18 protein-coding genes are annotated in these 19045 nt (G+C 66.8%); 8 read left to right on the top strand and 10 right to left on the bottom strand.

Features of this window, described 5'->3' with window-relative positions:
- Nucleotides 1-73 precede the first annotated feature (73 nt).
- The 8 genes from ARC63_RS06565 (at nucleotide 74) to ARC63_RS06530 (ending at nucleotide 9028) form a co-directional block, all read left to right on the top strand.
- Complete coding sequence (locus tag ARC63_RS06565) at nucleotides 74-1450, top strand: YncE family protein (RefSeq protein ID WP_057502834.1); 1377 nt, start codon at nucleotides 74-76, stop codon at nucleotides 1448-1450.
- A gap of 51 nt (nucleotides 1451-1501) precedes the next feature.
- A complete protein-coding gene (locus ARC63_RS06560) occupies nucleotides 1502-2551 on the top strand; it encodes a heme/hemin ABC transporter substrate-binding protein (RefSeq protein ID WP_057502833.1) in 1050 nt (349 codons plus the stop codon).
- On the top strand, nucleotides 2548-3591 hold the full coding sequence (locus ARC63_RS06555; RefSeq protein ID WP_019337457.1) for a FecCD family ABC transporter permease: 1044 nt from the start codon (nucleotides 2548-2550) through the stop codon (nucleotides 3589-3591). Before ARC63_RS06560 ends, ARC63_RS06555 begins: the two co-directional genes overlap by 4 nt.
- Nucleotides 3588-4349 carry a heme ABC transporter ATP-binding protein gene (locus ARC63_RS06550; RefSeq protein WP_057502832.1) on the top strand — a complete coding sequence of 254 codons (762 nt, stop codon included), beginning with the start codon at nucleotides 3588-3590 and terminating at the stop codon, nucleotides 4347-4349. The genes ARC63_RS06555 and ARC63_RS06550 overlap by 4 nt, the downstream gene beginning before the upstream one ends.
- A gap of 63 nt (nucleotides 4350-4412) precedes the next feature.
- Complete coding sequence (locus tag ARC63_RS06545; RefSeq protein WP_057502831.1) at nucleotides 4413-5162, top strand: hypothetical protein; 750 nt, start codon at nucleotides 4413-4415, stop codon at nucleotides 5160-5162.
- Between the two features lie 416 nt (nucleotides 5163-5578).
- On the top strand, nucleotides 5579-7615 hold the full coding sequence (fusA, locus tag ARC63_RS06540) for an elongation factor G (protein ID WP_057502830.1): 2037 nt from the start codon (nucleotides 5579-5581) through the stop codon (nucleotides 7613-7615).
- A 274-nt stretch (nucleotides 7616-7889) separates the two neighbouring features.
- Nucleotides 7890-8162, top strand: coding sequence for a hypothetical protein (locus ARC63_RS06535; protein WP_005409616.1), 273 nt, complete (start codon nucleotides 7890-7892; stop codon nucleotides 8160-8162).
- A gap of 110 nt (nucleotides 8163-8272) precedes the next feature.
- Nucleotides 8273-9028: a SapC family protein gene (locus tag ARC63_RS06530; protein WP_010485810.1), complete on the top strand. Its 756-nt coding sequence runs from the start codon at nucleotides 8273-8275 to the stop codon at nucleotides 9026-9028.
- Here the strand turns inward: ARC63_RS06530 and ARC63_RS06525 are convergent, their stop codons facing one another.
- From ARC63_RS06525 to ARC63_RS06480, 10 genes are all read right to left on the bottom strand, one after another.
- The gene (locus ARC63_RS06525; RefSeq protein ID WP_082587822.1) at nucleotides 9029-11353 is read right to left on the bottom strand and encodes an ATP-binding protein; all 2325 of its coding nucleotides are present in this window, start codon (nucleotides 11351-11353) and stop codon (nucleotides 9029-9031) included.
- Nucleotides 11350-12096, bottom strand: coding sequence for a LuxR C-terminal-related transcriptional regulator (locus ARC63_RS06520; protein ID WP_231298595.1), 747 nt, complete (start codon nucleotides 12094-12096; stop codon nucleotides 11350-11352). Before ARC63_RS06520 ends, ARC63_RS06525 begins: the two co-directional genes overlap by 4 nt.
- A gap of 53 nt (nucleotides 12097-12149) precedes the next feature.
- A complete protein-coding gene (locus ARC63_RS06515; RefSeq protein WP_057502829.1) occupies nucleotides 12150-12668 on the bottom strand; it encodes a GNAT family N-acetyltransferase in 519 nt (172 codons plus the stop codon).
- A 135-nt stretch (nucleotides 12669-12803) separates the two neighbouring features.
- Nucleotides 12804-13337, bottom strand: a complete 534-nt coding sequence (locus ARC63_RS06510; RefSeq protein WP_019337464.1) for a lipocalin family protein — start codon at nucleotides 13335-13337, stop codon at nucleotides 12804-12806.
- An 8-nt stretch (nucleotides 13338-13345) separates the two neighbouring features.
- On the bottom strand, nucleotides 13346-14419 hold the full coding sequence (locus ARC63_RS06505; RefSeq protein ID WP_057502828.1) for an SAM-dependent methyltransferase: 1074 nt from the start codon (nucleotides 14417-14419) through the stop codon (nucleotides 13346-13348).
- Nucleotides 14416-15201, bottom strand: a complete 786-nt coding sequence (locus ARC63_RS06500; protein WP_010485798.1) for a DUF1295 domain-containing protein — start codon at nucleotides 15199-15201, stop codon at nucleotides 14416-14418. The genes ARC63_RS06505 and ARC63_RS06500 overlap by 4 nt, the downstream gene beginning before the upstream one ends.
- Nucleotides 15198-15746, bottom strand: a complete 549-nt coding sequence (locus ARC63_RS06495; protein ID WP_057502827.1) for a DUF2878 domain-containing protein — start codon at nucleotides 15744-15746, stop codon at nucleotides 15198-15200. The genes ARC63_RS06500 and ARC63_RS06495 overlap by 4 nt, the downstream gene beginning before the upstream one ends.
- 1 nt (nucleotide 15747) lies before the next feature.
- Nucleotides 15748-17007 (bottom strand): SAM-dependent methyltransferase, encoded by a 1260-nt coding sequence (locus ARC63_RS06490; protein WP_049409825.1) that lies wholly within the window; start codon nucleotides 17005-17007, stop codon nucleotides 15748-15750.
- Nucleotides 17004-17771: a DUF1365 domain-containing protein gene (locus ARC63_RS06485; protein ID WP_057502826.1), complete on the bottom strand. Its 768-nt coding sequence runs from the start codon at nucleotides 17769-17771 to the stop codon at nucleotides 17004-17006. Before ARC63_RS06485 ends, ARC63_RS06490 begins: the two co-directional genes overlap by 4 nt.
- Entirely contained in the window at nucleotides 17768-19045 is a 1278-nt protein-coding gene (locus tag ARC63_RS06480; RefSeq protein WP_057502825.1) for an NAD(P)/FAD-dependent oxidoreductase, read from the bottom strand. The genes ARC63_RS06485 and ARC63_RS06480 overlap by 4 nt, the downstream gene beginning before the upstream one ends.

The raw sequence follows: 19045 nt of genomic DNA, 5'->3' as shown, positions 1-19045 counted from the left end.
CGATGTGCAGCGGCCCAGGCAACCGATGAATCCCGCGCCACGTGGCGCGGCCTACGTGTGCAAGGAGCCTTCCATGTCGTTCCGTCCGTCTTTCCGTCTCACCTCTCTCGCCGCCGGCCTTTTGCTCGCGGTGACCGCCACCGCGCAGCCGGTGTTCGATCAGCCGGCCAACGCCACCTTCAAGGGTGAGGTTGTCTCGCGCGGTGAGAACGTGGTTCCCGGCAGCACCGCCGACGTGGTCGGCCGCGGCTTCGTGCCGGGCCAGAAAGTCAGCCTGCTGCGTGGCGACAGCGTGCTCAACACGCAGCCGGTGGTGGTCGACGCCGATGGCAACTTCAAGACCCAGCTGAGCATTCCGACCGACGCGGTGCCGGGCACTCACCCGGTGGTGGTGCGCGCCAGCCAGCCGGCTGCAGCCACCGTGCTGAAGCTGCGCGTCTCGCCGCAGCTGCCGCTGTCCGGCCAGGCGCAGTTCGCCACCCAGTCCAACAAGCTGGTGCCGGGCCTGTACCAGTCCGCCTACAGCGCCGCCAGCAACGCGGTGTTCGTCACCTCGGCCGTGGGCCGCCCGCCGGTGACCCAGTCGCAGCTGCTGAAGCTGGACCCGAAGACCCTGAAGGTAACCAAGGCGATCACCCCGGCGCAGGTGCCGGGCAGCACCAATGGCGCGGTCTATGCGGTCTACGGTGTGGGCGTGGATGACACCAACGGCAATGTGTGGGTGACCAATACCCGCCAGAACTCGATCGCGGTCTACCGCCAGAAGGACCTGTCGCTGGTCCACCAGTTCCCGGTCGACACCGTGCCGCACGCGCGCGACGTAGTGGTCGACGGCACCCACGGCAAGGTGTTCGCGTCGGCCACGGGTGAGGACCATTTGTCGGTGTTCGATGCGAAGACGTTCAAGGAGCTGCCGCAGGTGACGCTGGAATCCGGCGTGGATGACGGCAAGTTCACCCCGATGAGCCTGGTGCTGGACGAGAAGGCCGGCAAGCTGTTCACCGTCAGCATCGGTACCCCGGAGGCGGCGGTGATCGATGTGGCCAGCGGCAAGGTCGACAAGGTCATCGACCTGGGCAATTCGATCAGTGCCTCCGGCGTGGCCTTCGATGCGGCGCGCAACCGTCTGTACGTGGCCTCGCAGGGCACCGACAACCTGCTGATCGTCGATGTGGCCGCCGGCACGGTGCTGCACGATGTGCCGGTCGGCGCCGGCGCGCTGAACGTGGCCTTCGATGATGCCTCCGGCCTGGCCTACGTCAGCAACCGTGGCGCTGGCACGGTCACCGTGGTGAACGGCGACGGCAAGGTGGTCGCCAACCTCGATGGCGGTACGCTGCCGAACCACGTCCGTGCCGATGGCAAGGGCAACGTGTTCGCGGTGAACAAGTCGCGTGGCGCTGAAGACCCGAAGGGTGACCGCATCACCCGTATCACCCCGAAGCAGTAAGGCACAGGGCAGGGCGGCGTGCGCGTCGCCCTGCCAGCAAGGAGAACGTCCATGAACATCGCGTCCCGTCTGCGCCTGTGTGCGCTCCCGCTGGCCGTTTCGCTGGCGCTGGCTGCCTGTGGCGGCTCGTCGGCTCCCTCCGATGGCAAGACGCCTGCCGAGCCGCCCGCGGCAACGGCGGCGGCTGCGGAAACCGCGCTGCCGGCAGGTTGGCAGCGCGTGGCCGGTGCCGAAATGCCGGCCGTGCACGACCAGAAGGCCGTGCTGCCGGCCAAGGTGCATTCCGATGACGGCGCCGATATCGAGGTGGCCGATACCAGCCGCGTCATTGCCGGTGGCGACGACGTCATCGCGGTGATCGAGGCACTGGGCCTGGGCACGCAGGTGTTCGCGGCACCGACCAACACCACCACCCAAGCCGGCCTGGCCGCCCCGCATCAGTTCCTGTTCAACCGCACTACCGGCGTGGAGGGCGTGCTGAGCCTGCAGGGCTCGCTGTTCCTCGGCAACAGCCTGCGCCGCCACACCGAGCTGGCCAGGAAGCTGCGCGAAGTGGGCGAGCCGGCCGTGGTCATCGATGACCTGCAGCCGGCCCCGGACAAGGTGCGCAAGGTCGCCGCCGCACTAGGGCTGGCCGAGGCAGGGCAGGCGCTTGCCACGCAGGTGCAGCGCCAGCTCGACGAGGCTGCAGCGATTGGCAAGGGCCTGGGCCATGCGCCACGAGTGATCCACGTGTCGGCCACCGGTGCCGGTGGCTCGCCAACTGTTGCCGGTGCGGACAGCGCATCGGCGCAGCTGATCGCACTGGCTGGCGGCGTCAACATCGGCACCGAGGCCGGGGTGAAGAACTACTCGCAGCTGAGCAATGAAGGCGTGGTTGCCGCGGCACCGGAGGTGATCCTGGTGACCGAGCATGACCTGCAGTTGTTCGGTGGTGCCGAAGGCCTGTGGAAGGCGTACCCGACGCTGAGGCAGACCCCGGCCGGGCAGGCCAATCGGGTCTGGGTGATGCCGGATGTGCAGCTGAAGTACACCAGTGTCGGTTCCGGTGCTGGCGCGCTGGCGCTGGCCAAGGCCCTGGCGGCGTTGCCGAAGGCATGAGTCCGGCGGATCGGCGCCGCCGTCGCGGGCGGACGATGTTGCTGGTGGCGTTGCTGGCACTGCTGGGGGCAGTGCTGGCGTCGTTCGCCGTGGGCCCGCTGCGGCTGCCGCCGCTGGAGGTGATGCAGGCGCTGGCGGTGAAGCTGGGCCTGCTGGATCCGCAGGCAGTCAGCAGCCGCGATCTGGCCGTGGTCTGGCAACTGCGCATTCCGCGTGCCCTGCTGGGCGCGATGGTCGGCGCGTCGTTGGCGATGGCCGGTGCCAGCCTGCAGGGCCTGTTCGGTAACCCGCTGGCCGACCCCGGCATCGTCGGTGTCAGCCAGGGTGCTGCACTGGGTGCGGTGGCCGCCATCGTGCTGGGCGCCGCCGGTGCGGCGGGCTGGCTGGTGCCTGTGGCCGCGTTCGTCGGCGGTGCGCTGGCGATCGGCCTGACGTATGCGTTGGCCCGGCCTGGCAAGGGCACGGGTAACGCCACGCTGCTGCTGGTCGGTATCGCGATGGCCGCGTTCTGCTCGGCGCTGATTGGTTTCCTCACTTACATCGCCAGCGAAAGCGAACTGCAGTCGCTGGTGTTCTGGCAGATGGGCTCGCTCGCGCGCGCCAACTGGGCCGACGTGGCTGCGGTGGTGCCGTTGTTTGCGATTGGCGTGTTCGCATTGCAGCGACTGGCCACGCCGCTGGACATGCTGGCGCTGGGGGAGCGCCAGGCACAGCACCTCGGGCTGGATGTCACCCGCACGCGTCGTCGCCTGGTGGCGTTCAGTGCGCTGCTGGTGGGCGCGGCGGTGGCCTTTGCCGGCTCGATCAGCTTCGTTGGCCTGGTGGTGCCGCACGTGGCGCGCCTGTTGGTCGGCCCCGGGCATCGCTGGCTGCTGCCGTTGTCCGGCCTGCTCGGTGCGCTGCTGATCGTGGTGGCCGACACCGCCGCACGCACGCTCGATCCGCCCGCGGAGATTCCGCTGGGCTTGTTCTCGGCCGCGCTGGGCGCACCGTTCTTCCTCTGGCTGGTGCTGCAGCAGCGCCGCAAGGCGGCCCCATGAGCGTGCTGCTGAAACTGCACGAGGTGTTGGTGCGCCGCCAGCAGCGCGAGATCCTGCATGGCATCTCGCTGGCGTTCGAGCCGGGTACGGTGACCGCCCTGGTTGGCCCGAATGGCGCGGGCAAATCCACGCTGTTGGCGGTGGCTGCCGGTGACCTGCGCGCCGATGCGGGCGAGGTGAGCCTGTTGGGCAATCCGCTGGCCAGCTACAAGGCCGGACCACTGGCGCGCGAGCGCGCGGTGATGCCACAGGAGCACGGCGTGCGCTTTGCCTTCAGCGTGGAAGAAGTGGTGGCGATGGGGCGTTTGCCGCATCCGCCGGACCCGGTCACGGACGATGCCCGGGTGGAAGCGGCCATCGATGCAGCCGAACTGCAGGCGCTGCGCCTGCGCGAGGTGCAGCAGCTGTCCGGTGGCGAATCGGCTCGCACCACGTTCGCGCGCGTGCTGGCGCAGGACACGCCGCTGTTGTTGCTTGATGAGCCGACGGCCGCGCTGGATCTGCGCCACCAGGAGCGCACGCTGCGCAGTGTGCGTGCCTGTGCCGAGGCCGGTGCGTGCGTGATCGTGGTGCTGCACGACCTCAATCTGGCCGCGGGCTATGCCGATCGCATCGTGCTGCTGGAACAGGGCAGGGTGGCGGCCGATGGCACGCCATTGCAGGTGCTGACCGAAGACAATCTTCAGCGCGTGTACCAGCAGGATGTGGTGGTGCTGGAGCATCCACGACGTGGGGTGCCGCTGGTGGTGGTGACCTGAGCGAAGGCCGTCAGGTTGCTCCGGGTATCATGGTTGCTTCATTTTCTTCAATGGACTGATGCCATGATCCGTACCGTTACGCGCGGCGTGCTGCTTGCCGCGATGGTTGCTTCGGTGTGCGCTGCCAATGCAGCGTCTACCTCCCAGGTTTCGCTGGCCAATGCGGCCGAGCACGCCTCGCTGATCGAGACCCGGCATTCCAGTGGCGACGGTGCCGCTGTGACGTCGATGAAGACGCAGTACTTCGCCAACGAGGAAATGTCCGTGAGCTGGGACGACCAGCAGGTGCTGGTACTGTGCAGGGAGACGGCTTACCTGAAGATTCCTGCCGCCAAGCTCAAGGCCGGAGCGTTGACCGCCGAGCAGCGGCAGATGATCGTCTATCAGGCGCTGATGTCCGGCCTGGGGGCTGTCGCGGGCGTTGTCGGGCCGGCAGGCGAAGTGGTAGCCGTGGCCGATGACGGTGGCGAGACCCGCAGCGTTGGCGAAAACAGCTGGGCCTATGGTGTTGAGCGATACGAGGTGATCACCCAGCGGTTGCCGGACGGTGCACTTCGGGTCCGGACCCGCAAGACAGAAACCGTGAATACCACGCCTCCGGCGGGCCCGGACGATATGTTCAGCACCGAGGACGACCAGGCGGCACGCTTGTCCGAACTGGCGCCGGTGGGCAGCTGGACCGAAGTAGTGGTGCGCGGTGGCGCGCGCCAGCCGCATGTGGATCCGGCGATGTCGCTGCAGGGCTGGATCTCGATGGGCGATGACCGGGCTGCGACGGTGGCCGAGGCGCGCAAGCTGCACGGCTGCAAGTAAGGGCCGCCAGGGGTCAGATCCCTTTGCCAGGGGCAAAGGGATCTGACCCCTATCGTTGCCGGCCTCATCGTTCCATTTATGTGCTCAATATTCACTTGCGCGCCAGATTGGCAGGTCTAGAATGCGCCCCATGAACCGGATGCCGCTCCTGAAGTTTTTCACCCTGACCCGCGCAAGCGCGGAACGGGCGTGTCTGCCTGGAGCCCCACGAGGCCGTTGAGACGGCCATCGCTGGACCTTCGACAGAGCGCCCTTCGGGGCGCTCTTTTCGTTTCCGCAGTTCCATTTCCCGTAACCCGCTGTACCGCAAGGAGAACGTGCCATGCACCAGATCGCCGAGACCGAACGCTAGCCGCGCACCCTGTCGCCAACCGGGGTGCGCGGCCCCCGAAGTTGGCTTTGCAGGAACCTTTCTCATGAACACCCAAGTCCTTTCCCGCCGTCGCAACCTCGGCATCATTGCCCACATCGATGCCGGCAAAACCACGCTGACCGAACGCCTGCTGTGGAAAAGCGGCGAGATCCACCGCGTCGGCGAAGTGCACGACGGCAATGCGACCACCGACTTTTCGGCGATCGAGCGCGAGCGTGGCATCACCATCGGCGCTGCCGCCGTGCAGGCGCAATGGGCACCGCGTGACCTGCCGCCGCATCGGCTGACCCTGATCGACACCCCCGGTCACATCGACTTCGCGATCGAAGTCGAACGTTCACTGCGCGTGCTCGACGGTGCCGTGGCCGTGTTCTCGGCCGTGGACGGCGTGCAGCCGCAGTCCGAGACGGTGTGGCGCCAGGCGCGCCGCCATCGCGTGCCGCTGGTCGCTTTCGTCAACAAGATGGACCGCGTTGGCGCTTCGTTCGAGCGCGTGCTGGAGCAACTGCAGGACAAGCTGCGGGCGCGGCCGTGGGCACTGGGCGTGCCGTTGGGCAGAGAAAGCGGCTTCAACGGCTGGGTCGATCTGGTCGATGAGCGCGTGCTGCAGTGGCAGGATGGCGCCGCAACCATGATGACCCCGTGGGACGACGCGGTGCGCGCCCAGTGGCAGGCACAGCGCGATGCGCTGGTCGAAGCCGTGGCTGATCACGACGAGCAACTGGCCGATGCCTGGCTGGAAGGCGGCGTGATCGATGCCGGGACGCTGCGTGCGGCGATCCGTCGGGCGACGCTGGCAGGTGCGGGCGTGCCTGTGCTGGCCGGTGCTGCGTTCAAGGACAAGGGCATCGAAACGCTGCTGGACGCCGTGGTCGATTACCTGCCGTCGCCGCTGGATCGCCCTGCGGTGAGCGCCGATAGCGAAGGTGGCGAGGTGATGCTGTCGCCGGATCCGGACGGTCCGCTGGCGGGCCTGCTGTTCAAGATCACCCACCAGCAGCACGGCGCGCTGAGCTTCGTGCGGCTGTACTCGGGCACCTTGAAGGTGGGCGACGCCGTGGCCAGTTCGCAGCATCCGCAAGGGCGGCGCGTCAGCCGCCTGGTTCGCGTGCAGGCCGACCAGACCCACGACATCGAACAGGCCGTGGCCGGTGACATCGTCGCGGTACTGGGCTGGAAGGATGCGGTCAGTGGCGAGACGCTGAGCGGCCGTGCGCAGCCGCTGCGCCTGGAGAACATCCAGGCACAGGCGCCGGTGCTGGCCTGGCGGCTGGAGCCGGCGCGTGCGGCCGACCTGATCCGGATGGCGCAGGGACTGGCCAGCCTGGCCCAGGAAGATCCGTCGTTCCGCGTCGAAACCGATCGCGATACGGCGGAAACCCTGGTCTGGGGCATGGGCGAGCTGCACCTGGAGGTGATGGTCGAGCGCCTGCGCAGCGAATGGAAGGTGGACGTGGGCGTGGGCTCGCCGCGCGTTGCCTACCAGGAGACGCCGATGCGTGCGATGACGGGCGTCGTCGGGCGGCTGGTCAAGCAGACCGGCGGCCAGGGCCAGTTCGCGCACGTGGTGCTGGACGTGGCGCCGCGTGAGGACGACCAGATCGTGTTCAACGATCGCATCGTCGGTGGCGTGGTGCCGCGCAGCTTCATCACGGCGGTGGAAAAGGGCGTGCGTGCCGCACTGTCGGAAGGGCCGCAGGGTCATCCGGTGGTCGGTATCGAGGTCAGTCTTGTTGATGGCCAGACCCATGCCAAGGACTCGTCGGAGATGGCGTTCCACCGTGCGGGTGCCGAGGCGATCAAGGCGGCGCTGGCCGAGGGTGGCACGCAGCTGCTGGAACCGGTGATGGCGGTGACGGTGCATTCGCCATCAGCGTCGGTGGGTGATGTGGTGGGCGACCTCAACCGTCGCCATGGTCGCATTGCCCGCATCGACGACCAGGACGGTCGCGCCGAGGTCAGTGGCTTTGCGCCGCTGGCGCAGCTGGTGGGTTACACCACGTCGCTGCGTTCGCTCAGCCAGGGGCGGGCGAGCAGCGAGGCGCACCTGCACGGCTATGAGCCGGTACGCGCTGCATGAGGAAGGTGAGGGGAGCCCGTTCGCGGGCTCCCTTTTTTTTGTGGTCGGGAACGCGCATCCACGCATGGCGCGGATCTACTGGGAGTTGGCGGGTTTCCGTATCCACACAAGGCGCGGCGATTCCGCAGTAGATCCACGCCATGCGTGGATGGAGCCCTCGGCATGCGATTTTTTGCATTGCATCGCAACAAAACTGCAGAAAAGGCTGGATTAAAGTGATGCCTCACGATAAATTGCGCACCCCCCGTTGCTCGCCGCCGCCCGCACCCCTCTCATGCGTGATGACAAAGACCCCGGAACCCTGGAGCTGACCCTGCCGCGAAAGCGCGGTCGTCCGCCCAAGTTCGGGTACGCCATGAGTGATGCGCAGCGGGCCGCGCGCTATCGCGCGCGCCGGGCAGGGCAGGCCAACCACGCCGATGTGCGCTCCTGCTCGGACATGGTGCTGCTGGACAAGATCCGCGCCGCAGTCAGCGCGCGCGACACCGAGCTGGCCGGTTTCCTGGTCCACGTGCTCTGGCAGCGCTACCCCCTGCAACTGAAATAGGCCGTCGGTGGGGTGGCCGTTGTCATCGAGCTTGTTGATAATGCGGGATTCAGGTTGTTCCCGCTGGCGCGCCCGGGATGGCAGGCGCGCATGATCGAACGGTTCCCAAGATGACGACCACCAGCGACACCACCACCGAAGCGGCGCCGAGCAGCGCCCCCCTGTTCTACACCCGTCCGGTGCCGCTGCAGGCCGATGTGCATGCCGATCTGCGCATCCTGCCGGGCAAGCTCGAGTTTGCCGCCGGCAACAACGCCATTCCGCTGGTGCTGGGCGAGTTCTCGCTGGCCCTGCACCACTTCCCGATCCTGTTCGCTGGCCCGACCGCCGTGCCGATGGCCGCCGTTGGTGTTTCCGACCAGAACCTGTTCATCAAGGACGGCCTGTGGGAAGACGAGGCCTATATTCCGGCCTATCTGCGTCGCCACCCCTTCATCTTCATCGACACCGGTGCGGACAACGACTTCCTGCTGGGCATCGACGAAGAGAGCTCGCGCGTGGTGAAGGGCGGTGACGAAGGCCAGCCGCTGTTCGTGGACGGCAAGGCCACCGACATGGTGCAGCAGGCGCTGGAGTTCTGCGGCCAGTACACCCGCGAGCATGAACAGACCCAGGCCTTCTCCAAGGCCCTGATCGACAACGGCCTGCTGGTCGAGCGCAATGCCACCGTGCGTACCCCGGATGGCCGCGAGTTCAATCTCAACGGCTTCCTGGTGGTGGACGTGGAGAAGTTCGTGGCGCTGCCGGAAGCGACCGTGGTCGAGTGGCACCGCAGCGGCTGGTTGGCGCTGATCCATCAGCACCTGATGTCGCTGGGTCGCTTCAACGACCTGACCCGTCGCCAGGTCGAGCGCCTGGCGGCCTGATCAGGCCGATGGTGCGGCTTCCGCCCTGCGGGAGCCGTGCCACTGCTGCAATCCCTGCAGCAGCCGCCGCGCCTGGACCCAGTCGGGCGCGGCCTCATGCCCCATCTCCCACAGAGCGGCCGCCATGCCGGCCTGATCCATTGCCCGGCACATCTGCAGCGTGCCCTGCAGGCGGTGCGCATGGTGGCGTAGTGTCGCAGCATCGACGTCGTGCACGGCCTGTTCGATCCTGGCCAGCTCATAGGCAATGTCCGCAGCGTAATCCGGCTCGACGCCAGGGGCATCATCGGGCGCAGTACGGTGCGCCGGGGGCGGAAGGCCCAGCGCCTGCAGCAAGCTCGCAACCTGCAATGGCTTGACCAGGATGGCGTCGAATCCGGCTCTTCGGCAGCGCGCCGCATGGCGGCGCCCCATGCGGGCGGACAAGGCAATCACTCGCAGGGGGGACTCTGCCTGCGCGCGCAGCTGCTGCGCCAGAGCGTAGCCATCCGAGTCGCGAAGCCCGATGTCCAGCATGACCGTGGCGCGCGGTCGTAGCGCGTGCTCGGCCAATGCGGTGTCGGCATCGGCAACTGCGCGTACATCCGCACCCAGCCGGCGCAGCTGCTCTGCGACGATGTGCCGGCTGAGTGCATGATCTTCGACCAGGAGCAGGTCGATGCCGGCCAGTGGTGTCTGCTGCAGCGGCTCGATGGGTGGCGGATCGCCGTGGTCGGCGCGGACCGGCAATCGCAGGGTGAAGCGGCTGCCGCGCCCATGCACGCTGTGTGCGGTCAGGTTGCCGCCCATGGCAACGGCCAGTTCGCGCGCGATCGTCAGGCCCAGCCCGGTGCCGCCACGTCTCTGGCCATCCTCGCTCTGCTGGAATGGCCGGAACAGAAGCGCCAGTTGAGCGGGCGCAATGCCGATGCCGCTGTCGATCACATCCAGCAACAACTCCCGGGGAGACAGGGCGGGCGATAGTTGCAGGCGCACTTCGATACCGCCGACATCCGTGAATTTCAATGCATTGCCCAGCAGGTTGTCGACAATCTGGCGCAGTCCATCGGCATCCAGCGCGACCACCGGCGCTGGATCGGGCGTGCGATCGAGCTGGAGTGAAAGGCCTCTCCGTAGTGCCTCCGGCCGGATGGCTTCCAGTGCACGGGCACAGAGCTGACCGACGTCACAGGGCACGGGATGCGGCCTGAAGCTGCCGCTGGCAAGGCGCGAGAACGCCAGTGAGCGATCGAGCAGCCTGCGCAGCGACTGGCCGGCAGCAAGCGCTGCCGCGAGCAGCTCGCGCTGCCCCTTGGGCAGGTGTGACTGGCTCAGCAGGTCGATCGAAGCCAGAATCGTCTGCGCGGAATTGCGCACCTCATGGCTGATCATCCCCGCCGCGCGCCCCAGGCGGCGTTCCGTGCGGCCGATTCGCCAACGTAGCGCCTGCCAGAGCACGGGCAGGCCGATGAGTGCCGTGGCCAGACACAGCAGCCATCGCAGGAGCGGGAGGCGCATCTGGTCAAGTGTGCTCTCGATGGATGCGGGCAGCATCTGCTGTGCCCACAACTCCAGCAGCCCTGCGTGCTCTTCGAGCGTGATGGCGCGCAGCGCCTGATCGATGCGCGCCAGCAGCTGCTGGTCCTCGCGGCGGACAAACAGGTGCAGATCGGTGGAAAAATCGCTGTCGAACGGGTGCAGTTGCAGGTTGCCCGCGAAGTGCTGCCGGATCATCGACTGCAGCGTTGCTTCCAGGCCGATGGCCGCATCGGCGATACCGCTCTCCACGGCGGCCAGCGCCGCATGGCGGTCGTGAAGGTGCAGCAGGTGGATCTGAGGATGGTGGGTCGCCAGCCAGTCGGCATAGGGGCCACCGTCAACGACGGCCAGCACCTGCGCCCTCACCCCGGTGACGTCACGGGGTGGACGCTCGCCTTTACGCGAGGCCATCACCGTCCTGCCGCCATGGAAAGCGCCCGATGCCATCAGGTCGGGACAAGGAAGCGGGCGATGCGAAGGATTGCCCATGACCAGCACCAGGTCAGCCTCGTGCCGGCAGACGGCAGCGACCGCCGCGCTCGTGCTGGTGTAGGTGAGATCGCGGAAGCGCAGGCCGGAATGCTGAGCGACAAGGTCGGCATAACCATGGGCGAGGGTAGGGGGCGTGCGTGAATCCTCCAGCGCTGCAGGTAGCGGGCGCAGTGATGGCGCGGTGGCGACCCGCACTTCGCGGCCGGCGGACCATTCCTGCAGTTGCGCATCCTCGGCGGAGGCTGCGGGCAGCAGGATCAGGGCCAGCAGCAAGGTGCACGAAGTGCGCAGACGGAGACGAACGCGGCGCCTCATCGCACCCCCAGCTGCCGCCGCAGTGCATAGATCTCCACGTCATTGCGCAACCCGAGCTTGCGCAGGGCGGCGACCTTCTGGGTGCTGACCGTCTTGACGCTGCGGTGGCGGTGCAGCGCGATCTCGGAGACGGTCAGGCCTGCCAGAAGCAGGTCCAGCACTTCGCGTTCGTTGCGACTGAGTTCCTCGCGGTTGGCCGGGAACAGGCAATCGGCGGGCAGGCGGCACAGTCCCTGCGATATGCGCACGATGGCTTCAGACAGCATCTCCAGGGGCTCGGACTTGCTGACCACGCCGCTGATGCCGGCCGTCAGCAGGTGGTCGATGCGGGTGGTTGGCGTCAGCGTGGCGAAGGCGAGCAGGGGAACATGAGGAAAGCACTCGCGCAGGAGAGAAACCAGTTCATCACTGCTGCGGTCGCCGGGCGCCAGGGTGAGATCGATGATGGCGACATCCACTGCCAGCCGGCGCAGGCTGCCAACGAGCTCATCGCTGCGGGTGTGGCTGGCGACGATATCGAAGCGGCTGTCGCGGGACAGGTGCAGGACGGTGCCGCGGCGGACGACTTCGTGATCGTCGAGGAGTGCCAGCCGCAGTCGGCGCGGTGCAGGGTATCCATTCATGCGCTGGGAGGTGATCGGCGCCCGAAGGGCGTGGCGATCATTCTGGCGCTGCTGTCGCGTCGAGCATCGAATTTGTTGGATTTTTGCGATTATTCCTAAGGGTCGATGTGCAAGATCCATCAATCCAGTGTTGCCGATTGATGCAGTGGATCGTCAGGCCACAGTCAGGCCCTTCAGGGCACGTCGCCCCCGCTGCGCAGGTCGCGGGCCATTTCGCTGGTCGCAGCCCATCCGAGATCGGCATACAGAGGCTTCCCTTGGGCGGTAGCGTGCAGCACCGCGTAGGCCACCCCTCGCCCGGCGAACGCGTGGTCGGCCAGCTTCATCAGTTGGCGGGCGATGCCGCGACGCCGGTAGCCGGGGTCCACGTAGACATTGAGTACGTAGCCGCGCGAGTCCTGCTCTGGATGGGCGGGGTGGGGCGGCCAGTCGATCAGCATCAGGCCGATGCCTGCGATGGGTTGTCCATTGTCGGAAAGGACATGGCCGAAGTAGTCGCCCGACATCAGGCGCGGCTCCAGCCATCTACGGAACGGGGCTGCCATCTGCTGCAGGACCTCTTCGCTCCGGCCGCTTTCACGGAACATCGCTTCACGGTGGGCACAGATGAGGTCGAGATCGCACGGAAGGATCTGCCGGACGACGAAGCCGTTCCAGGAGGCTGTGATGGTATTGTCCGGAGTGCTGTCCATCGATCGTGTATCCGTTCAGACCCTGCTGGCTTGCCCAGCATCGTATCTGAAGGGCGCATGGTGAAAGCACCACGTTGCAATGATTGATGATCGATTGTTGCTCCAGGACGATCCACCGGGGACGAGGGTGCGGTGTCATCGCACCGACTGCGGCACCCGCCTCAGCGTGCGGGTGTCGTAACCCATCGCCGCAATCCGCTCGACTGCCTGCTGGTAGTCTCTGTCCGACACCTGCGGGGTGCGGGCCATATACCAGACGTAATCACGCTTGCTTCGCGCCACGATGGTCTGGCGGTAGCCTTCGTCGAGCCAGGCGATCACGTACTCAGCCTGGATCGGCCAGATGAACTGCATGCCCCAGATCGCACCATTGCCTTCCTTCTCGACACGACCGATGGGATGCATCGACTTCTGCGGCGCATCGAAGCTGCCCTTGCGGTAGGTGAAGGTGGTCTGGATGCGCCCATCGGAGCGCAGGGCATAGCTCTCCACGGCGTCGAAGGCCTCGCGTTCAGGGCGCGATGGGATATGCGCGATCACGTACCAGTCACCCATGAAACGCGGCACATCCACCGATGACGGACGCGGCAGTGGGCGCGTGTCGCTGGAGCTGCAGCCGGAACCGAACAGGCCGATCGCGATCAGGGGAAGCAGTGGAAACTTTCGCATGTCACACCTCAGCGGGGCCGGAACAAGTAGTGGGCCACCAGCCACTGCTGGCCGTCGTCGTAGCCGAACAGCTCGGCACACGCCATCCAGAACATCCGCCAGCGTTGCCACCAGATGCGCGCAGCCGTCGGCCCATAGGTCGCCGCCAGTATCGGCATCACCCGGTCGCGTGCCGCATCCTGATTGGCAAGCCAGTGCTCGGCGGTGCGTTGGTAGTGGGTGCCGTCCAGCAACCAGCGCTGATCCAGCCGCAGGTCGCGCTGGAAATGCAGAAGGGTATCGGCGGCCGGCATCAGTCCGCCGGTGAAGAAATGGCGGCCCATCCAGTTGTCGCCACCCTCGGTTTCGAACGGGTACATCAGCGTGCGATGGGCAAAGATATGCACGAACAACGCACCGTCTGGCTTCAGCCACTGCGCGATGCGCGCCAGCAGGCGCTCGTAGTTGCGCACGTGTTCGAACATCTCGACTGACACGCAGCGGTCGAAGCGTGCCGTGGGCAGCTCAAGCTGGTTGACATCGCGGGTGATCACCTCGACGTTGCGCAGCCCCCTGGCTTCACACTGCGCCATGATGTGCTGGCGTTGGCTGTGCGAGTTCGAAACGGCGGTGATGCTGGCCTGCGGGTAGCGTTCTGCCATCCACAGGGTCAGTGAGCCCCAGCCGCATCCCAGTTCGAGAATCTGCTGGCCATCGGCCAGGCCTGCGCGCTGGCCGTACAGTTCCAGCATCGCGTCCTCCGCCTGGTCCAGCGTTTCGCGCCCGGTGGGGTAGTAGCAGCTGCTGTACTTCAGTCGCTTGCCCAGGCAGGCCTGGAAAAAGGCTGCTGGCACTTCATAGTGCTGTCGGTTGGCTGCATCGGTGTGTAATGCGAGTGGGCTGTCGGCCAGCTCGGCGATGCGCTGGCTGAAGCGCGCCGACTGGCCTTCGATGCCACCCTCGCTTTCCTCATGCAGGCGTCGCGCGCACAAGCGGCGGATGCCGGCACGCAGCGCCGCATCGGGGACCAGCCCGCGTTCGGCCCAGGCGATCAGCCCGGTTTCCGCGTCTTCGGCAGGATTCAGTGAGGGGATCGCGTTCATGCGGAATGCTCCTTGGAAGGGCGGGGGAACCAGGGAAAGAACATCGGCGTGCTGCGCTGATAGGCTTGGTAGTCGTCGCCGCGGCTGCGCAGGGCCTGCTTCTCGGTGAACGGGATGCCGCTGAGATAGCGCAGGAACACATACATCAGCACGGGGCCGAGCCAGGCCAGCCACCACAGCGGGGAGCCGACGGCCAGCAGCACGTAGGTGAACCAGTGCAGCCACTCGAAGAAGTAGTTGGGGTGGCGGGAATACCGCCAGAGTCCATCACGGCAGGTGCGGCCCTTGTTCGCCGGGTTGGCGCGGAACCGGGCCAGCTGCTGGTCGGCCAGCGATTCTCCGCCCACGCTCAGCAGCCAGACGAGCGCAGCCGCCATCACCCAGGGTGCCGTGCCTGCGGTTTGATTGGCGGCGACCGCGACGAAGGGCAGGGCAAACAGCACCACCAGCAGTGCCTGTGCCATGAAGAACCCGAAGATCTTTCCCTGGTGTCCTTGCCAGTGCTCACGAAGGTAGCGATAGCGCCCGTCCTCTTCTTCGTGCCGGACCCGGTGCCAGAGATGAAGGGCCAGGCGACCGCCCCACAGGCCACCGAGCACAGCCAGCGCCACCCGTGGCGTCACCGCACCCTCGCCCAGCAACGCCAGTAGCAGCGCGGCGGCGCCCACGCCCTTGGCCCAAAGTACGTCCACAACGCCGATGTTGTGGTGGCGGCGCTGCCAGGCCCAGCCCCAGCTCATCACCAGTACCGCGTAGAGCAGCACCCAGAGCAGGTTGATCATGATGACGCTCCGACCAGAGGTGGTTGTGGCGTGGTACGCGGGCCGCCACGGGCGGCGCGGCACAAGAGGGAAAGCGCAATGGCCCAGCCTGCGCCCAGCACCAGGACGCCATGCCACATCGGGCTGTTGAACTGCACTGCATCGAATCCACGCGCGGCCGACAGGTAGGCCAGTGGCGCCAGCAGCAGGCCGAACAGAGGCGGCAGGGCAGGGTGTCGCTGAAGGAAGCGCATCGAGGTGGTCAGGGTCATGGCGAATGCCGCCCACAAGGCCATGATCCAGAGCGGTGGCGCCCACCCCGGCGGGGCAGCGGCGTAGCGCACGGTGCCGCTGGCGGCCGCAGTGGCATCGACCAGCCAGGCGCAGGCCAGCGCAAGCACCAGCAGCCGCAGGTCCAGTCGCGGATGCGCCGACGCCAGCAGCTGGCTGCCGATGTAGAGCGATGCGGCCAGCAACGCAGGCCACTGCCAGCCGCGGCCCGCGCCGGCTACCGCGCACAGCCAGACCAGCTGGTTGCCAAGCAGATTGGGCCAGAACCGGCGCATTTCAGTTGCCTTCACCAGGTGCGCCCGCGGGCCGATGGCCCGGGCGCGCCAACAACAGATGCGAGACGCCGATCGAACGCTCCAGGAAGCCGCCTTCGCAGTAGGCCAGGTAGAAATCCCACAGGCGGCAGAAGCGGGCATCGAACCCCTGCGCCTGCACGGCAGGCAGCTGCGCAAGGAAGCGTTGGCGCCAGGCGCGCAGGGTCAGCGCGTAGGAATGGCCGAAGTCCTGCTGGGCGATCAGCTGCAGGTCGCTGGAACGCGTCTTGGCGGCCATGATCGCGTTGATCGATGGGATGAAGCTGCCCGGGAACACATAGCGCTTGATGTAGTCGACGCTGCGCCGGGCCTGCTCGTAGCGATGATCCTCGATGGTGATGGCCTGCAGCAGGGCAACACCATCAGGCTTCAGCAGTCGCTGCAGCGTGCCCATGTAGGTGTCCAGGTATTCCGCGCCGATGGCTTCGATCATCTCGATCGATACCAGCTTGTCGAACTGGCCCTGCAGGTCGCGGTAGTCCTGCATCAGCAGCGTGACATGGTCCTGCAGGCCCGCTGCCTGCACGCGCTGGGCAGCCAGCGCGTGCTGCTCGGCGGAGATGGTGGTGGTGGTGACGTGGCAGCCGTAGTGCTGCGCGGCGTGCAGCGCAAAACCACCCCAGCCGGTGCCGATCTCCACCACGCGATCGCCCGGCTTGAGCTGGAGCTGCTGGCAGATGCGGTCCAGCTTGCGGCGCGAGGCGGACTCCAGCGATTCGGATTCGCCGGTGAACAGCGCCGACGAATACATCAGGTCAGGCGACAGGAACAGGGCGAAGAAATCGTTGCCCAGGTCGTAGTGGGCGGCGATGTTGCGCCGGCTGCCCTCACGGCTGTTGCGGTGCAGCCGGTTCCATCCGCGCAGCAGCCAGCCAGCCACACGGGCCGGGCCCTGCTCCATGCCGTCCAGCAGTTCGCGGTTGCGTACCAGCAGTTGTATCAGGGCAACCAGATCATCGCAGTGCCACTCGCCCTGGATATAGCTCTCACCTGCGCCCACACTGCCTTGGGCAGCAACCTTGCGATAGAACGCGGGGTCATTGATGGTGACAGTGACATGCAGTTCGCCACGGGCGTCGCCCAGCCAGACTTCGCCGAGTGCATCGCGCACGCATAGGCGGCCGTCGCGCAGGGGGGCAAGCTGCGCCAGCAGGCGGCGGCGCAGGAAGGCGTCCAGCGCACCGGGGCGCGGCAGGGCCACCGAAGGTGTCATCGAGTTCATCGCGGTTTCCCGGCAAGGGTGGGGTGGTCGTGTACGGGGTTGCGCTTCAGCCATAACCGCAGTGCGTGCCAGTGGATGGCGGCCACCACCTGGGTGGTCATCAGGGGATAGCAGGCCAGAACCCGGGCCAGTCCGCGGCCATCCAGGGCACGTCGCTGCATGGCCTGGGTGGCATCGAACTGGCGCACGCCGTCGCGCCAGACCTGCATGTGCACGCGCAGGTCCTGGTCCGGGCGGTTGAACCGCCAGTCGTAGCGGCAGTCCATCGGCATGAACGGCGAGACATGGAAGCACTTGTCGAACTGCCAACGCAGTGAACTGCCTTCGTGCGTGGCGGTAGTGACCGGCAGCACATAGGTGTGTCGTTCCTTCCAGGGCGTGTTGGTGATCTCGGCGACGATGCAGTCCAGCGTGCGGCCGTCGGCCTGGTAGCAGTAGTAGAAGCTGACCGGGTTGAAGACATGCCCGGCGAAGCGGAGATGGGTGAGCAGGCGCACCGGGCCGGTCGGCCGGTAGCCGAGCGTGCCTGCAGCGTGGTCGCGCACCGCATCGGCCAGTGGCCGGGCGGGGTCGCCGAAGTAGTCGCTTCGGCGGAATTCGGCCAGATTGCGGCGATTGACCGACCACAGCCAGCGACCGACAAACACGGTCTCCAGTTCATCCAGGTCGAGCAGCAGTTGTGCAACCGGGTAACGGAACGCATGCGGATGCGGATGATGCCGGCGATGCATCACCTGCCCGATGTAGAGTGCGCTGGCACTCATGCCGCCACCTCATCCGAGGCGGATGCCAGCCGATGTGGAGCGCAGGCTTGCAGGGCCTCGACCACGCGGCGGGCACTGCGGATGCCATCCTCATGGAAGCCCCAGCCCCAATAGGCGCCCGCAAACCATGTATGGCGGCGGCCCTGCAGTTCCGCCCAGCGCTGCTGTGCGCGCACTGCAGCGTGGTCGTGTACCGGGTGCGCGTACTGCAGGGTCCGCAGCACCTTGGCCGGATCGATCGCCTCTCTGCGGTTGAGGGTCACTACCAGGGGGATGTCGCCCGGCAGGCCCTGCAGCAGGTTCATGCAGTAGCTGACCGTGCAGGGCGCCGCGCGATCCTGTGGCACGTGCGCGTTCCAGGCCGCCCACGCTTTGCGGTTGCGCGGCAGCAATGATGCATCGGTATGCAGCACCGCCTCGTTGGACTGATAGCGGATGGCGCCGAGGACCTCACGCTCGATGGCATCTGCGTCGGCAAGCAACGCCAGTGCCTGGTCGCTGTGGCAGGCCAGGATCACTTCGTCGAAGGCCTCCACGCCGGCGCTGCTGTGCACGCGTGCACCCCAGGGCATGCGCTCGACCCTGCTGACCGGGCATTGCAGCCGCTCATGCACACGCCAGCGGCGACGCAGCGCATCCACGTAGCGCGTCGATCCCCCGTTGACCACCCGCCAGCTTGGCCGCCCGGTCATCTGCAGCATCTGGTGATTGGCCATGAACTGGGCCAGGTAGCGCGCCGGGAACGCCTGCACGGTAGCCGTCGGCGAGGACCACAGCGCCGAGGCCATCGGCAGCAGGTGCTCGTCGATGAACGCCTCGCCATAGCGCTGGCTGCGCAGGTATTCGCCGAGCGTGGGACCGTCTTCTTCGGCCAGCAGCAACGGCGCGTCGCGATAGAACCGGCGCAGGTCGGCCAGCATGCCCCAGAAGCGCGGCGATACCAGATTGCGGCGCTGGCAGAACAGCCCATCCAGCGAGGTGGCGTTGTACTCCACACCGCTGCGCTCACTGTGCATGGAGAAACTCATCGTGGTCGGTTGCGAGGCCACGCCCAACTCGTCGAACAGCGCCGTCAGCAAGGGATAGTGCTGGGGGTTGAAGACGATGAAACCGGTATCCACCGCCATGCCTCTGCCCGCCACCTGCACGTCGTGGGTATGGGTGTGCCCGCCGAGGTAATCGTTGGCCTCGAACAGCGTGACGTCGTGCTGGCCATCCAGCCACCAGGCACTGGCCAGCCCCGCGATACCCGAGCCGATGACCGCGATGCGCAT

Source organism: Stenotrophomonas geniculata ATCC 19374 = JCM 13324 (genome assembly GCF_001431625.1).
GTDB classification, from domain to species: Bacteria; Pseudomonadota; Gammaproteobacteria; order Xanthomonadales; family Xanthomonadaceae; genus Stenotrophomonas; species Stenotrophomonas geniculata.
The sequence above is the reverse complement of the archived record's forward strand: the minus strand, read 5'-3'. Positions and strand labels throughout refer to the sequence as shown.

What these genes read in the sequence shown, in the direction of transcription:
- ARC63_RS06555 (WP_019337457.1), top strand. Translation starts at nt 2,548, where the DNA reads ATGAGTCCGGCGGATCGGCGCCGCCGTCGCGGGCGGACGATGTTGCTG.
- ARC63_RS06500 (WP_010485798.1), bottom strand. Translation starts at nt 15,201, where the DNA reads ATGATCAACCTGCTCTGGGTGCTGCTCTACGCGGTACTGGTGATGAGC.
- ARC63_RS06515 (WP_057502829.1), bottom strand. Translation starts at nt 12,668, where the DNA reads ATGGACAGCACTCCGGACAATACCATCACAGCCTCCTGGAACGGCTTC.
- ARC63_RS06525 (WP_082587822.1), bottom strand. Translation starts at nt 11,353, where the DNA reads ATGAGGCGCCGCGTTCGTCTCCGTCTGCGCACTTCGTGCACCTTGCTG.
- ARC63_RS06520 (WP_231298595.1), bottom strand. Translation starts at nt 12,096, where the DNA reads ATGGATCTTGCACATCGACCCTTAGGAATAATCGCAAAAATCCAACAA.
- ARC63_RS06480 (WP_057502825.1), bottom strand. Translation starts at nt 19,045, where the DNA reads ATGCGCATCGCGGTCATCGGCTCGGGTATCGCGGGGCTGGCCAGTGCC.
- ARC63_RS06490 (WP_049409825.1), bottom strand. Translation starts at nt 17,007, where the DNA reads ATGAACTCGATGACACCTTCGGTGGCCCTGCCGCGCCCCGGTGCGCTG.
- ARC63_RS06565 (WP_057502834.1), top strand. Translation starts at nt 74, where the DNA reads ATGTCGTTCCGTCCGTCTTTCCGTCTCACCTCTCTCGCCGCCGGCCTT.
- ARC63_RS06530 (WP_010485810.1), top strand. Translation starts at nt 8,273, where the DNA reads ATGACGACCACCAGCGACACCACCACCGAAGCGGCGCCGAGCAGCGCC.
- ARC63_RS06510 (WP_019337464.1), bottom strand. Translation starts at nt 13,337, where the DNA reads ATGCGAAAGTTTCCACTGCTTCCCCTGATCGCGATCGGCCTGTTCGGT.
- ARC63_RS06535 (WP_005409616.1), top strand. Translation starts at nt 7,890, where the DNA reads ATGCGTGATGACAAAGACCCCGGAACCCTGGAGCTGACCCTGCCGCGA.
- ARC63_RS06545 (WP_057502831.1), top strand. Translation starts at nt 4,413, where the DNA reads ATGATCCGTACCGTTACGCGCGGCGTGCTGCTTGCCGCGATGGTTGCT.
- ARC63_RS06560 (WP_057502833.1), top strand. Translation starts at nt 1,502, where the DNA reads ATGAACATCGCGTCCCGTCTGCGCCTGTGTGCGCTCCCGCTGGCCGTT.
- ARC63_RS06485 (WP_057502826.1), bottom strand. Translation starts at nt 17,771, where the DNA reads ATGAGTGCCAGCGCACTCTACATCGGGCAGGTGATGCATCGCCGGCAT.
- ARC63_RS06550 (WP_057502832.1), top strand. Translation starts at nt 3,588, where the DNA reads ATGAGCGTGCTGCTGAAACTGCACGAGGTGTTGGTGCGCCGCCAGCAG.
- fusA (WP_057502830.1), top strand. Translation starts at nt 5,579, where the DNA reads ATGAACACCCAAGTCCTTTCCCGCCGTCGCAACCTCGGCATCATTGCC.
- ARC63_RS06495 (WP_057502827.1), bottom strand. Translation starts at nt 15,746, where the DNA reads ATGCGCCGGTTCTGGCCCAATCTGCTTGGCAACCAGCTGGTCTGGCTG.
- ARC63_RS06505 (WP_057502828.1), bottom strand. Translation starts at nt 14,419, where the DNA reads ATGAACGCGATCCCCTCACTGAATCCTGCCGAAGACGCGGAAACCGGG.